Origin of the sequence: Stenotrophomonas sp. Nf1 (genome assembly GCF_003028475.1) — a bacterium.
Taxonomy (GTDB): domain Bacteria; phylum Pseudomonadota; class Gammaproteobacteria; order Xanthomonadales; family Xanthomonadaceae; genus Stenotrophomonas.
The window spans coordinates 52,554-64,646 of the sequence record NZ_PYTV01000014.1; the positions used below are offsets into that span (position 1 = coordinate 52,554).

At 66.2% G+C, this 12,093-nt stretch carries 13 protein-coding genes and 7 tRNA genes; 8 read left to right on the forward strand and 12 right to left on the reverse strand.

Annotated elements, in window-relative coordinates:
• The first annotated feature begins 18 nt into the window (after positions 1-18).
• The gene (locus tag C9412_RS19780) at positions 19-321 is read left to right on the forward strand and encodes a hypothetical protein (protein WP_107233164.1); all 303 of its coding nucleotides are present in this window, start codon (positions 19-21) and stop codon (positions 319-321) included.
• Here the strand turns inward: C9412_RS19780 and C9412_RS19785 are convergent.
• Together C9412_RS19785 and C9412_RS19790 are read right to left on the reverse strand one after the other, a co-directional pair.
• The gene (locus tag C9412_RS19785) at positions 263-553 is read right to left on the reverse strand and encodes a putative quinol monooxygenase (RefSeq protein WP_107233165.1); all 291 of its coding nucleotides are present in this window, start codon (positions 551-553) and stop codon (positions 263-265) included. The two genes, C9412_RS19780 and C9412_RS19785, sit on opposite strands and share 59 nt — an antisense overlap.
• Before the next feature lie 62 nt (positions 554-615).
• Positions 616-1,716, reverse strand: coding sequence for a DUF5694 domain-containing protein (locus C9412_RS19790; protein ID WP_107233166.1), 1,101 nt, complete (start codon positions 1,714-1,716; stop codon positions 616-618).
• 154 nt (positions 1,717-1,870) lie between these two features.
• Here C9412_RS19790 and C9412_RS19795 point away from each other — a divergent pair, with 154 nt between their 5' ends.
• Positions 1,871-2,407 carry a GNAT family N-acetyltransferase gene (locus C9412_RS19795; RefSeq protein ID WP_107233219.1) on the forward strand — a complete coding sequence of 179 codons (537 nt, stop codon included), beginning with the start codon at positions 1,871-1,873 and terminating at the stop codon, positions 2,405-2,407.
• A gap of 264 nt (positions 2,408-2,671) precedes the next feature.
• Positions 2,672-4,498, forward strand: coding sequence for a methyl-accepting chemotaxis protein (locus tag C9412_RS19800; RefSeq protein ID WP_107233167.1), 1,827 nt, complete (start codon positions 2,672-2,674; stop codon positions 4,496-4,498).
• On the opposite strand, the gene C9412_RS19805 is transcribed toward C9412_RS19800, so the two are convergent.
• Both C9412_RS19805 and C9412_RS19810 read right to left on the reverse strand, forming a co-directional pair.
• Entirely contained in the window at positions 4,495-5,928 is a 1,434-nt protein-coding gene (locus C9412_RS19805) for a GGDEF domain-containing protein (protein ID WP_107233168.1), read from the reverse strand. The genes C9412_RS19800 and C9412_RS19805 overlap by 4 nt on opposite strands.
• Before the next feature lie 215 nt (positions 5,929-6,143).
• Positions 6,144-6,229 (reverse strand) — tRNA-Leu (locus C9412_RS19810).
• Between the two features lie 132 nt (positions 6,230-6,361).
• On the opposite strand from C9412_RS19810, the gene C9412_RS19815 reads away from it, so the two are divergent.
• Complete coding sequence (locus tag C9412_RS19815) at positions 6,362-6,742, forward strand: response regulator (RefSeq protein ID WP_107233169.1); 381 nt, start codon at positions 6,362-6,364, stop codon at positions 6,740-6,742.
• A gap of 71 nt (positions 6,743-6,813) precedes the next feature.
• The gene (locus tag C9412_RS19820; RefSeq protein ID WP_010484956.1) at positions 6,814-7,011 is read left to right on the forward strand and encodes a hypothetical protein; all 198 of its coding nucleotides are present in this window, start codon (positions 6,814-6,816) and stop codon (positions 7,009-7,011) included.
• Positions 7,012-7,056: 45 nt separating this feature from the next.
• Here C9412_RS19820 and C9412_RS19825 read toward each other — a convergent pair whose 3' ends face one another.
• Positions 7,057-8,013, reverse strand: a complete 957-nt coding sequence (locus tag C9412_RS19825; RefSeq protein ID WP_107233170.1) for an SOS response-associated peptidase family protein — start codon at positions 8,011-8,013, stop codon at positions 7,057-7,059.
• A gap of 76 nt (positions 8,014-8,089) precedes the next feature.
• Between C9412_RS19825 and C9412_RS19830 the strand changes: the two genes are divergently transcribed.
• Positions 8,090-8,506: a GNAT family N-acetyltransferase gene (locus C9412_RS19830; protein ID WP_107233171.1), complete on the forward strand. Its 417-nt coding sequence runs from the start codon at positions 8,090-8,092 to the stop codon at positions 8,504-8,506.
• Between the two features lie 101 nt (positions 8,507-8,607).
• Here C9412_RS19830 and C9412_RS19835 read toward each other — a convergent pair.
• From C9412_RS19835 to C9412_RS19865, 7 genes are all read right to left on the reverse strand, one after another.
• Positions 8,608-8,683 (reverse strand) — tRNA-Glu (locus C9412_RS19835).
• A 46-nt stretch (positions 8,684-8,729) separates the two neighbouring features.
• Positions 8,730-8,805: transfer RNA gene (locus C9412_RS19840), tRNA-Ala, on the reverse strand.
• Positions 8,806-8,851: 46 nt separating this feature from the next.
• A tRNA-Glu gene (locus C9412_RS19845) sits at positions 8,852-8,927 on the reverse strand.
• A 49-nt stretch (positions 8,928-8,976) separates the two neighbouring features.
• Positions 8,977-9,052, reverse strand: a tRNA-Ala gene (locus C9412_RS19850).
• Positions 9,053-9,236: 184 nt separating this feature from the next.
• Positions 9,237-9,312: transfer RNA gene (locus C9412_RS19855), tRNA-Glu, on the reverse strand.
• Between the two features lie 53 nt (positions 9,313-9,365).
• A tRNA-Ala gene (locus tag C9412_RS19860) sits at positions 9,366-9,441 on the reverse strand.
• Positions 9,442-9,544: 103 nt separating this feature from the next.
• Complete coding sequence (locus tag C9412_RS19865; RefSeq protein ID WP_107233172.1) at positions 9,545-9,943, reverse strand: heavy metal-responsive transcriptional regulator; 399 nt, start codon at positions 9,941-9,943, stop codon at positions 9,545-9,547.
• A 182-nt stretch (positions 9,944-10,125) separates the two neighbouring features.
• Here C9412_RS19865 and C9412_RS19870 point away from each other — a divergent pair, with 182 nt between their 5' ends.
• Positions 10,126-11,193: a helix-turn-helix domain-containing protein gene (locus tag C9412_RS19870; RefSeq protein ID WP_107233173.1), complete on the forward strand. Its 1,068-nt coding sequence runs from the start codon at positions 10,126-10,128 to the stop codon at positions 11,191-11,193.
• Between the two features lie 87 nt (positions 11,194-11,280).
• Positions 11,281-12,084, forward strand: coding sequence for a TlpA disulfide reductase family protein (locus tag C9412_RS19875; protein ID WP_107233174.1), 804 nt, complete (start codon positions 11,281-11,283; stop codon positions 12,082-12,084).
• The last annotated feature ends 9 nt before the right edge of the window (positions 12,085-12,093 follow it).

Sequence of the window (12,093 nt, forward strand, 5' to 3'; positions counted from 1 at the left end):
CGGACAAGAGAGCACAGGATGATCAGCTGGAATCGGAATGCCGTCGCCGCCTACGCACCGGCCATGGTCGGCTGGTGCCTGGCGCTGGCCAGTGGCCTGCGCCTGGAACAGCTGCGCGATGATCGCCTCGCCCAGGCGATGCTGCCGCTGCTGCACAAGGGCGTGGTGGCCTCGCTGGTCCTCACCCTGGCGTGCACGGTGGTGGCCAGCGTGCTGCTGTGGCGAGGTGGCCACCGTGATCGCAGCGGCATCGATGCGGGCACTACAGCGGCGCGGCATCCATCAGCACGAACCGGCACGGAGCACGCTGGAAGGCGTTGATCCGGGGCACCAGACGCTGGAAGTGTTCGCTGGCGCAGTGGAGGTCGAGCGCGGCGCGGTCCGGCCATTGTTCGATGAAGACGAAGTGCCCCGGATCCTGCTGGTCGACAAACAGTTCATAGCCAAGGCACAGCGGCTCGCGCTGCGTGCACGCAACCAGCTCGCGGTACAGGGGAAGCACGGTGTCCACGGCATCGGGATGGATGAAATCCTCGGCGATCACTTTCAGCATGTCGGCACCTGCAGCTCGGGCCCTTCAGGATAGTGCCGGCGCGCGGTCGGCACCTATCCCCCTCACTGCAATACTGCGTCCGCACCGACCAGCTGCACATCGTGCATCTGGTTGAGGTAGGCCTCGTAGTAGCCCTTGTGCGAGGCGCCAACGATGGTCAGCATGCGGCTGCCGGGGTGCTGGCCGAGCACGTCGCGCATGTTGGCCACCATGCGCAGGTTGCGGGTTTCCCAGTAGCCGACATAGGTGCGGCCGAAGCCTTCGGTGGACGGCTCGACCAAGGCGGCGCCGAAGTCGCTGCGGTAGACGGTCATTGCCGTTCCCGCGGCGTTGTAGTCGCGATAGAGCGCGAGCATTCCCCCGGGCTTGGCCAGGTTGGCGTACAGCACCTCATCGGCGGCGAAGCGTGCCGTGGTTGCCGGATTGTCCCAGGCCGCCTGCAAGGCCGCACCATAGGCTTTCTCCTGGTCCTTGGCCGTGGGCGTGTCAGCGGTGTGGTCATCCACCTGCCACAGCCGCTCCAGGCCCAGGCGCGCGGCCAGCACGGCAGCGATCATGCCGGCCTCGTCGCGGCGGGTCATGCGCTTGTCGAGGAACTGCACCAGTTCCGGGGTCAGGCTGTCGGCGGCGCGGCGTTCCTGCTGGGGCAGGCGCAGCCATTGCACCAATGCCGACCCGTGCTCGCCTGCGGCCAGGCACACGGCGGCCAGCCGGCGGCGCTGTGCCGGCGTCGGCGTATCCGGCCATTGCGCGAGCAGGCGCTCCATTTCGGCATTGGCGGCAGGTACGTCCAGCCCGGTGGCAGCCCGCGCCGGCGCCGGGTCGATGCAGTAGGTCTCGACGCTTTCGGCGTAACGGGTCGGATAGCGCCGCATGAAATCGCACTGCAGGCCGGACAGGTTCTCCACGGCGATGGCATTGGGCTGCCAGGCCTGCAGGCGCTGGAGCAGAGGCTCCAGCAGCGGCTGCAGGATGTCCGGTGTGAAGGTTTTCGGCAGGCCGGACAGATGCGGGCTGCCCAGCACCAGCACCTGGTTGGGACGGCCTGCGGGCGGCCCCTTCAGCTGGTCGGGGTGGAAGTCTGGCCGATAGGTGGCATCGGCAGCGAACGCGCCGGTGCTGCACAGGCCCAGGATCAGGAAGCTGGCCAGGCGTGGGAACATGCGATCTCCGTGTCAGTGGACGTCCTGCAGTCCGCTGCATGCTGGCCACTTTCGTGTGCCGGGGAATCTCCCGTTGGTCATGCAAACCTTTTGTGCTTGAACTGCATCGGCGTTGCAGGCGAGGCTGTGGGTATTGACCGTGACGAAGCTGGACATGCCCACTGACGACTGGATCATCAACAGCCGGCGGCTGCGCCTTCGGCCGTTCACCCCGGCTGATGCGGACCAAGTGTTTGCCGCGATCACGCCAGGGCTGACCCGCTACATGGCGTTCGAACCGCCGGTGTCGGAGCAGGCATTTGCTGCCGTCTGGCAGGCGTGGTTGCCGACCATCGCCGATGCGAGCGACATCACGTTCGTGATCCGCCGGCACGAGGATGAGGCGTTTCTCGGCCTGGCGGGTCTGCATCGCACCGCTGATGCGGAACCGGAACTGGGCATCTGGATCGCCGAAGCGATGCATGGGCAGGGCTACGGTCGTGAAGCCGTGGCGGCGGTGTGGGCGTACGCATCCCGGCGGTTGCACTGCGCTGCGTTCCGCTACCCGGTGGCCGAGCAGAACACGCGCAGCCGGCGCCTGGCCGAATCCCTCGGCGGCGCCCCAGTCGCACGTGAGCAAGCTGTGAAGTACGTCGCGGTTGTCTACCGCATTCCCGCAGCAGCACCGGAAGATGCGACCGGCGTCGCTTAATTCGGCTAAAGCCACCCGCAACAACGCCGATATCCCCTCTGGATCCCGCTCCAGTCGCCCGCTGCAGTACCCCAGGCTGCCCCCGATGGGCGGCCCGCGCTGTGTGTTCCGCCGCTCCCAGATGCCGATCGCACCCGCACCAGATGTTCTTGCCAGCCGCTCGAGGGGTGCCATCCGGCACCTGTAGTCCTTAGCAACTGAAGTTGCCGCCGGGCATCCCGCCCGTCGGGTCGCAACCCTTTGTCGGACACCGAGGATCAGACAATGCTCATTCCAGGCTTCACGGCGGGCGCGCAGGCGCCGGCCGAGCTGCATACCCGTTGGTCGCCGTGGCGCGCGCTGCTGGGCGCCTTGGCCCCGCAGCATCGCGCCAGCACCGGGCCGGCAGCGAACGATCGCTCCGAACTGGAAGCCCAGGTCGCGGCGCTGCATCGGGTGCAGGCGGTCATCGAGTTCGCGCTCGACGGCACCATCCTGCAGGCCAATGACAATTTCCTGCAGGCGGTGGGCTATCGGCTGGAGGAGATCCAGGGCAAGCATCACTCCCTGTTCGTCGATCCGGAGCAGGCGCGCAGCGCTGAATACCGCGACTTCTGGGCGCGGCTGGGGCGTGGCGAGTTCGATGCCGGGCAGTACCGCCGCTTCGGCAAGGGCCAACGCGAAATCTGGATCCAGGCCTCGTACAACCCGGTGCTGGATCGCCAGGGGCGCCCGTACAAGGTGGTCAAGTTCGCTACCGATATCACCGCGCAGAAGCTGCAGGCAGCCGATTCTGCAGGGCAGCTGGCCGCGATCGGCAAGTCGCAGGCGGTGATCGAGTTCAGCCTGGACGGGCGCATCCTGTCAGCCAACGACAACTTCCTGGCCACCACCGGTTACAGCCTGGATGAGGTGCGTGGCCAACATCATTCGCTGTTCGTTGAACCCGAACTTCGCAGCAGCGCCGAGTACCGCCAGTTCTGGGAAAAGCTTGGGCGCGGCGAATACGATGCCGGCCAGTACCGGCGGCTGGGCAAGGGCGGGCGCGAGGTCTGGATCCAGGCCTCGTACAACCCGATCCTCGACCTCAACGGCAAGCCGTTCAAGGTCGTCAAGTACGCCACCGACATCACCGCGCAGGTGCATGAGAACCAGGCCATGCAGCGTGCCGTGGCGCAGACCCGCGAAGTGGTGGCCGCGGCCAAGCAGGGCGATCTGACCCGCCGCGTGGCCACGGCCGGCACCCAGGGCCCGATCGGCGAACTGTGCGAGGGCGTGAATTCGCTGGTGGAGGCGATGGCCGCGATCATCAGCCAGATCAAGTTCGCCGCCGACACCATCGCGGTGGGTGCGACCGAAATCGCCCAGGGCAACAGCGACCTGTCGCAGCGCACCGAGCAGCAGGCGGCCTCGCTGGAGGAGACCGCCGTGTCGATGAAGGGGCTGGCCGACACCGTGCAGCGCACCGCCACCAACGCACGCCAGGCCAGCCAGCTGGCCGGTGGCGCCGCCGAGGTCGCTGCGCGCGGTGGCAGCGTGGTGCATGAGGTGGTGGAGACGATGGCGGTGATCAATGCGTCCTCGCGGCGCATCGTCGACATCATCGGGGTGATCGACGGCATCGCCTTCCAGACCAACATCCTGGCGTTGAATGCAGCGGTGGAGGCGGCACGCGCGGGCGAACACGGCCGTGGCTTTGCCGTGGTCGCCACCGAGATCCGCGAACTGTCGCAGCGTTCGGCCAGCGCGGCCAAGGAGATCAAGCAGCTGATCGATGCGTCGGTCGCCAACGTGGGGGCCGGCACCGCCCAGGTCGAAAGCGCTGGCCGCACCATGGACGAAATCGTGACCAACGTGCGCCGGGTCAGTGATCTGATGAGCGAGATCAGTACCGCCTCGCAGCAGCAGAGCGACGACATCCAGCAGATGAATCATGCGGTCGATCTGATCGATCAGGGTACCCAGCAGAATGCGGCGCTGGTGGAAGAGGCCTCGGCGGCGGCACGCAGCATGGAGGAGCAGTCGGCGCAGCTGCTGCAGACTGTCGCCGGTTTCCGCGTGCAGGGCAGCACCACCCATCCGCAGGGCGGCGCCGTCCTGCGCGCGGTCTAGGCACGACGGTCGGAGCGTTCGTCAGCGGCCGCCGTGGCGGTACGCACGCAGTTGCGGCCGGCGTGCTTGGCGCGGTAAAGGGCCTGGTCGGCGCGGTCGACCAGGTCACCCGGCGGCGCCTCCGCGCCAGGGGGCTGCCAGGCCACGCCGATGCTGATCGTCACGCTGTCCTCGGCGGCCGGCAGCGCGGCGGCTGCCACGGCGGCGCGCAGCCGCTCACCTGTCTGCTCTGCGTGGGCGGTGTCGGGCGAGGGCAGGGCAGCGATGAATTCCTCGCCGCCGTAGCGGGCCAGCAGATCGTCGCCACGCTGCAGGCAGCCCTCGAGGATCGCCGCAACGGCCCGCAGCCGGCGGTCGCCTTCCGGATGCCCGTAGGTGTCGTTGAGCCGTTTGAAGTGATCGATGTCGATCATCAGTACTGCCAGTCCCATGCCCTGGCGGCGGGCACGGCGATGGGCGCCGGCCAGTGACTCATCGAAGCTGCGGCGGTTGCCCAGCCCGGTCAGGGGATCGCGCCGCGCCAGCAGTTCCAGCTCATCGCGCTGGCGCTGGATCTCGACCTGGGTCAGCACGCTGCGCAGGGCGTAACCGAGCATGGCACCGATGAAGCCCACCGTCGCCAGGACCGGCTGCAGGCGGGCGACCAGCAGGGCCACCATCATCAGCAGCAGCGGCAGCATCAGCGGCACCCCGGCATCGACGACGCGGCGCAGATCGCGCGGCACAGCCACCGCCGGCCAGCGTCGGGTGCTGCCGGCCATCACTGCCAGCAGCACGAACAGTGCGCTGATCAGCAGGTCGGTCCACCCTCCGTCGGGTGCCTGGGGCTGCACCGTGTTGATGTACAGCGCCAGCAGGAAGTAGCCCAGCGCGTAGATCGAAAGTGTCCGGAAGAAGTCGCGGCGGTCAGGATTGTCCTCAGCCAGGAAGCGGATGAGTGCGAAGCAGAACACCAGGCTGTTCTGCACCATGCTCAGCGTGCTCAGGCTCTGCATCCACAGCGCGGTGTTCAGGTGCGCCAGCGCCCGCGTATGCACGAAGTACAGCAGCCACAATAGGGCGATGATCGCCAGGTCGACCGCGCGGATGCAGCGGTTGCCGCCGCCCGGGCTGGCCGCCACATAGGTCAGCGGGATCCGGTAGAACACGTACAGCACCAGCGATGACAGCATCATCTGTGCAGGCCCCAGACCGGCCATCCTGCGGTACAACAGGGCCAGCAGGGCCAGTGAGAACAGACTGACGGCAACGCCGAGCAGGCGCCACTTGCAGGCGGCCTGGCTGCGTCGCGCGCGCCGGGCGCAGGCCAGCGCCGCCAGCAGCGGAGCGGCCATCAGCATCAGATAGGAGCCGACCGGGTCTTCGGGGCCGATCAGGCCGATGACAAGCGCGTGCGTAACCAGGAACAACAGTGCGGCACGCAACGTCATGCATTCCCCCGCCCCCAGGTTCGGCTGGGATCACGATAGGCAGATGCGGGTGAGGCTGGCAAGAAAAGTGTGAACTTCGTTCACTGGCAACGTTGTCAGCAGAAGGCGGGTATTTCAGCGGGATGTCGCGTTCGGTTCATCCGCATCGCGCCCGGGATCGGCGCCGGGCCCCGCATATGCAAAAGGCCAGGTCGGGGACCTGGCCTTTGATGCAGTGGTGCCGGTGAAAGGACTCGAACCTTCATGGGGTTACCCCCGGCTGATTTTGAGTCAGCTGCGTATACCATTCCGCCACACCGGCAGGCAGCGTGCGAGTGTAACCGAGGTCGGCAGGGCTTTCATAGAGGGAAGGCCGATCAGGGCGCTTCCTGTCGGCATAGGCCCTATGGTGGCTATACTGCGGCGGCTTGAATACCTCCAGGAGCGGTAGCCGATGACAGTGTTGCAGGACCTGAGGGTGCTGGTGGTCGAGAATGACGAGATGAGTGCGGCCCTGCTGCAGATGCAGCTGGTGCATGCTGGCGCGACCGTGGTCGGGCTGGCGGCAAGCGTGTCCGAAGCCCTGCAGCTGTTGTCGGAATCGCGCCCGGACGTGGCCCTGCTCGATTACCGTCTGGCCCGCAACGAAACCAGCGAACCGGTGGCGGCTGCGTTGTCGGCATGCGGCATTCCCTTCGTGCTGGCCACCGGCATGCTGGCCGAGCAGATTCCCGAATCGATGCGCAGTGGCGTGCTGCTGGTCAAGCCCTATCTGTCGGCCGACCTGTTCCAGGCACTGGTGCGCGCGGTCGGTCGTTCCAGCGTCAAGGCCTGAGCGGACACGTCCGTTTCGCCAGGCAGGTATGCTGGCGGGGCCTGAATGCTCAGGCCTACAAGGAGCGTGGCATGAAGAAGTGGATCAAGCGCATGGTTGCTGCCGGTGTCCTTTCGATGGCGGTCTTTGGTGGTACGGCGTCGGCCGCGTGGTGTGGCCAGCCCTGTTTCCAGCTCTACAAGAGCTGCATCGCACGGGGCGGTGAGGTCGAGCAGTGCCTGCAGGAACAGGCGTTCTGCGAAGAGGCGATGTGCGGCGGCAACCCCTGATCCAGGAACCCCGCCCAGGCGGGGTTTTTCATCTGTGCGCGGCGCTCAGCCCGCTTCCTCGTAGACGTAGCGGATCTCCTCGCGGTCGTCGAGGATACGGTATTGGCGCGCCAGGTCATCCGGGTCGGGATTGAGCCAGGCATCCAGGTGTTCCCTGCGGATCGGCACGACGCCGCGATCATGGCCGGCCGCGGCGACATCGCTGGGCGGCGCATCGGTGATCGTGGCAAATGAGAGCAGGCGTCCCTCCGGGCCTTCCCATTCCGCCCACAGGCAGGCCAGCAGCAGGTCGCGCGGTGGATCGGGACGGAACTCCAGCACCACATCCTGCTCTTTCTCATCCGTGCCCAGTGTGCGCCCGGCCATCGCGTGGCGGGGCACGTGCTCATAGAACGCGCTGACCACCACGACACCGTGGCGCAGGCCGAAGGCGCCGCGCCAGTAGCCTTCCAGGCTGTCGCGGCGGGCGTTGTAGGTGCCGGGATAGAGCACGTCGTTGCGCGCGGGCTTGTCCGGCAACCGGCATTGATAGCGCATCGGCTTGATCACCCGCTGGCCGTGCTCGCTGACCATCACCGGCGCATAGGTGCCGGGAAAGATGCGGTTGTCGCGCGGCAGCAGCTGCACCCGGTGCAGGTCTTCGAGCCTTGCCTGCGCGCGCTCGATGCGATTGCCGGCCACGCGCAGGTCGTTGCGCGCCTTCCGGGTGGGGCGCGTGGCAAGGGTGGCATGGGCGATGTCGCGGCGCTCGCGCTGGCGGGCCAGCTCGGTCTCCAGTTGCTGCCGTTCCTGTGCGTGCCATTGCTGGATCTTGGCGACGATGTCGCGGCCCTGCTCGGTGCGTGCGCCGGCAAAGCCATCGTCCATCGCTTTGGGGGTCTTCGGACGCTTCTTGCCGGGATCATGGGCGTATAGCTCGGCAAATTCCTCCAGCGAGAGGATGGCGCCGAATTCACGCACCAGCTTGGCGTAGTCGGCGCGGATCAGGGCGGAATAGCACATGGGGACTCTGCCGGCGTGGGTCGCAGCGGCTGCGACGCGGATGCGGCAGGATAGCCTGACCCTTTGGAGAGAGTGCATGAACGATTCTGTCACCTGCCAGTTCCGCGAGGCCGTGCCCACGGTCGAAGACTACTGCCAGCTGCGTGTGCTTGCCGGCCTCAGCGCCAAGAGCCGGGAAGCGGCCGAACGCGCGCTGCCCAACACCCTGTTCGGTGTGTGTGCCTATCAAGGGAGTGAACTGGTGGCGATGGGGCGCATCGTCGGCGATGGCGGCTGCCATCTGCAGGTCTGCGATATCGCAGTGCTGCCGCGGTTGCAGGGGCAGGGCCTGGGCAAGGACGTGATGCGACGGCTCGATGCATGGATGCAGGCGAACCTGCCGCCGTCGGCGTACGTCAGCCTGCTGGCCGATGGCGAAGCGCATCGGTTGTACGCGCAGTTTGGTTTCGCGCCGACCGCGCCGGCCTCGATCGGGATGTATCGCCGGTTCTGAGGCGTGGAGGCGGTGAGGCCATCCACGCATGGCGTGGATGGCGCCTTCCCATAAATCGCAGGCAAAGAAAAACCCCGGTCGAAACCGGGGTCTTCAAGAATTGGCGTCCCCACGGGGATTCGAACCCCGGTCGCCACCGTGAAAGGGTGATGTCCTAGGCCTCTAGACGATGGGGACGCACGAAAACTTCAAGTTGTAGAACTTCGACGGCCTAATGTCGAAGTGGTGGAGCCAAGCGGGATCGAACCGCTGACCTCCTGCATGCCATGCAGGCGCTCTCCCAGCTGAGCTATGGCCCCAATGAAACTGCGGATGATCTGCCGGGAGCAGAGTCCGTTTTGAAACTGGCGTCCCCACGGGGATTCGAACCCCGGTCGCCACCGTGAAAGGGTGATGTCCTAGGCCTCTAGACGATGGGGACGCACGAAAAACTTCAAGTTGTAAAACTTTCGACGGCCTAATGTCGAAAGTGGTGGAGCCAAGCGGGATCGAACCGCTGACCTCCTGCATGCCATGCAGGCGCTCTCCCAGCTGAGCTATGGCCCCGTGTTACCGAGCCGCCTATCATACCTGCGTGTTCACGTTTGTGGAAGCTTTTTTTAAACTTTTTTCGTTCCGGTTCAACCGCAGCCACAAGGGCAGGGGAACCGCAACGCCACAACCTGAATGCCGGTAGGCGGTGAACAAAAAAGACCCGGTTATCGGCCGGGTCCTCGTTGTTCGTGATGAGTGGCGTCCCCACGGGGATTCGAACCCCGGTCGCCACCGTGAAAGGGTGATGTCCTAGGCCTCTAGACGATGGGGACGCAGATCTCATCAATGTTCTTTGCGACCTTTCGACGGCCTAATGCCGAAAGTTTGGTGGAGCCAAGCGGGATCGAACCGCTGACCTCCTGCATGCCATGCAGGCGCTCTCCCAGCTGAGCTATGGCCCCACGTCGCTGAGGAGCGAAATAATAGCCTTGCCCCAGGGGGTTGGCAAGCATTTGTTGCACTTTTCTTCACGTCGATCGCGACGGCGTTGTCATGCCTCCGCGCTCATGCGTTGCCATCGGTCAGGGCAGCCAGGATCGGGCATTGATCCAGCGTGCCATGACCGGGGCAGGCCTCGACCAGCTGCGACAGGGCCGCATGCATGCGTTGCAGTTCCGCCATCCGTTGTGCGATGTCATGCAGGCGTGCCTGCGCCGTGTCGCGCACGCTGCCCATGTCATGCCGGTGCTGGTCGCTGAGGGCCAGCAGTTCGCCGATCTCCTCCAGGCTGAAGCCCAGCGCCTTGGCGCGGCGGATGAAGCGCAGGCGACGCAGATCAGGCTCGCCGAAGATGCGATAGCCCCCGGCCGAGCGTGCTGCCGTGGGCAGCAGCTGCTGGCGCTCGTAGTAGCGCACCGTATCGATCGGTACGCCGGCCTGGCGTGCCAGTTGACCAATGTTCATGGCGGATTCCTGCGGATGCTGACGCCATTGTGAAGCCTTGAGTCCGCTCCAGGGTCAAGGGACGTCCCTGCGCCGCATTCAGCCTACTTTGCAACTTTCTTCATAGCCCCGCTGCTGGAGCAGTTCCTACCCTGCGCCTGAACTGGCCGCGCGATGGCCTGCAACGAACCGAGGAGGGGGCTGTGGAAGGATTCAGGAACGAAGGATTCGTCGAGGTGGGGGTGGTGGAGTATCCCGGAGGAGACCCATCTGCGGCCTCGGTGCTGACTGAGATGGCCCATGTGGCCAACCGGCTTGCCCACCAGCAGCGGCGACCGTTCAAGCGCGTCGTGGTGACGCGCTGGATCGTGCCGGCCAGCCAGACCGGTGTGCATCGCATCGCCGGCGCGGAGATCCTCGATGCCGACATTCCTGGCGTGGTCGCCGTACCGGGCCAGATCAGCCAGGGGGTCTGCCTGCGCGCCGACGAGATCCTGCTGGACTGGCTGCGCGCGCATTACGACGGCGGCAGCCTGCTGGCCGCGGCAGGCGATGGCGTCAGCGTGCTGGCGCGCGCCGGGCTGCTGGCCGGGCGCACCATCTGTGCGCTGGATTGCGGCCGTCACGCCGGTCTGCAGGTGCAGGCGGCCAGCTGGGTGCCGAGCGAGCGTGCACTGGTCGATGATGGCGATCTGCTGACCGTCGCGGGCAGCCAGGCCTGGCGGTTCCTCGGCCTGCGCCTGCTCTATCGCCTGCACGGCCAGGGGGTGGCCAATGCCGTGGCCCAGCAGCTGGGGGTTACCGTTCCGGCGGGGATCCAGCAGGACCTGGAGCGCTTCAGTGCCAATTTCGCCCATGGCGATCGCGATGTGCTGAAGGCGCAGCGTTGGCTGCATACCACCGCCGCGCGCGGCGCCACGTTGAGTGCGATCTGCGAAGTGTCAGGGTTGGAGCCACGTACGTTGCAGCGGCGCTTCCTCAGGGCCACCGGTCTGCGCCCCATCGAGTACTGCCAACGCCTGCGCATCGCCAAGGCGCAGACGCTGCTGCAGCAGGGAGCTGGCATCGATGAGGTGGCGTGGGGTGTGGGCTATGCCGATCAGAGTGCATTCCGACGCCTGTTCCTTCGCATCGTGGGCATGACACCGGCCAACTATCGTCGCCTGGTCAACCACAAGCGGCGCGAGCGTCCGCTGATGCCCTCGGTGGCCGGCAGCCTGCGCGGACTGCAACCTGCGGCCGGCGCGCAGATGCGACGCAGCGCGGCCTGATGCGGAAGGCATGGAGCGGACGCTGCACTTGCAACCTGGGCGCGGCGCTTCGACCATGCAGTCAGCACACGAGTGAACAGGTGGCAGATGTCGAGTATTGGACCGGTACCGATGCCGGTGGTGGTGATACTGCTGGGTGCATTGCTGGCCATGGTGGTGGCGCATCTCTGGCCGCGCCGCAAGGGCGAAACGACGCCGCCTTCGGCGGCAAGCATGGTGCTGGACATGCTGCTGATCGGCCTGCTGTGCGGGCGGATCAGTTTCGTCGCACTGAATTTCGGGCTCTACCGCCAGGCGCCGTGGAGCATCCTGCAGATCGCCGACGGTGGCTATCATCTTGTCGTGGTACTGGCCGCGGGCCTGCTGTGGGGCCTCTGGCGGCTGCGTCCATGGCGTGTGCTGCGTGTTCCGGTGCTGGCCGGCGCGTTGCTGGGGGTGATGTTCTGGGCAGGTGGCAGCCATCTGCTGGCGGTCTGGCAGCAACAGCGGATGCCACTCCCTGCGGTGCAGGTGGTGGACCTGCAGGGGCGGTCGATCGATCTGCAGCAGTTCCGGGGCGCACCGGTGGTGCTCAATCTGTGGGCCAGCTGGTGCGGGCCCTGCCGGCGCGAGATGCCGGTGCTGGCCGCAGCACAGCAGGCTCATACAGGCGTGCAGTTCGTGTTTCTCAACCAGGGTGAAACCGCGGACGAGGTCCGGGAATTCATCGCCGCAGAGCGGCTTGCGCTGGGCAACCTGCTGCTGGACGACTCCGCTTCGGCATCCACCGCGCTGGGGGTGCAGGCTTATCCTTCCACGCTGTTCTTCGACAAGGATGGACGCCTGCACGAGCTGCACCTGGGCGAACTGACCGCGGCCGGTCTTGAACACAAACTGCGCCGGCTGCGGTAGCCTGCGCGA

What these genes read in the sequence shown, in the direction of transcription:
- C9412_RS19825 (WP_107233170.1), bottom strand. Translation starts at nt 8,013, where the DNA reads ATGTGCTATTCCGCCCTGATCCGCGCCGACTACGCCAAGCTGGTGCGT.
- C9412_RS19780 (WP_107233164.1), top strand. Translation starts at nt 19, where the DNA reads ATGATCAGCTGGAATCGGAATGCCGTCGCCGCCTACGCACCGGCCATG.
- C9412_RS19865 (WP_107233172.1), bottom strand. Translation starts at nt 9,943, where the DNA reads ATGAACATTGGTCAACTGGCACGCCAGGCCGGCGTACCGATCGATACG.
- C9412_RS19795 (WP_107233219.1), top strand. Translation starts at nt 1,871, where the DNA reads ATGCCCACTGACGACTGGATCATCAACAGCCGGCGGCTGCGCCTTCGG.
- C9412_RS19805 (WP_107233168.1), bottom strand. Translation starts at nt 5,928, where the DNA reads ATGACGTTGCGTGCCGCACTGTTGTTCCTGGTTACGCACGCGCTTGTC.
- C9412_RS19875 (WP_107233174.1), top strand. Translation starts at nt 11,281, where the DNA reads ATGTCGAGTATTGGACCGGTACCGATGCCGGTGGTGGTGATACTGCTG.
- C9412_RS19830 (WP_107233171.1), top strand. Translation starts at nt 8,090, where the DNA reads ATGAACGATTCTGTCACCTGCCAGTTCCGCGAGGCCGTGCCCACGGTC.
- C9412_RS19800 (WP_107233167.1), top strand. Translation starts at nt 2,672, where the DNA reads ATGCTCATTCCAGGCTTCACGGCGGGCGCGCAGGCGCCGGCCGAGCTG.
- C9412_RS19820 (WP_010484956.1), top strand. Translation starts at nt 6,814, where the DNA reads ATGAAGAAGTGGATCAAGCGCATGGTTGCTGCCGGTGTCCTTTCGATG.
- C9412_RS19815 (WP_107233169.1), top strand. Translation starts at nt 6,362, where the DNA reads ATGACAGTGTTGCAGGACCTGAGGGTGCTGGTGGTCGAGAATGACGAG.
- C9412_RS19785 (WP_107233165.1), bottom strand. Translation starts at nt 553, where the DNA reads ATGCTGAAAGTGATCGCCGAGGATTTCATCCATCCCGATGCCGTGGAC.
- C9412_RS19790 (WP_107233166.1), bottom strand. Translation starts at nt 1,716, where the DNA reads ATGTTCCCACGCCTGGCCAGCTTCCTGATCCTGGGCCTGTGCAGCACC.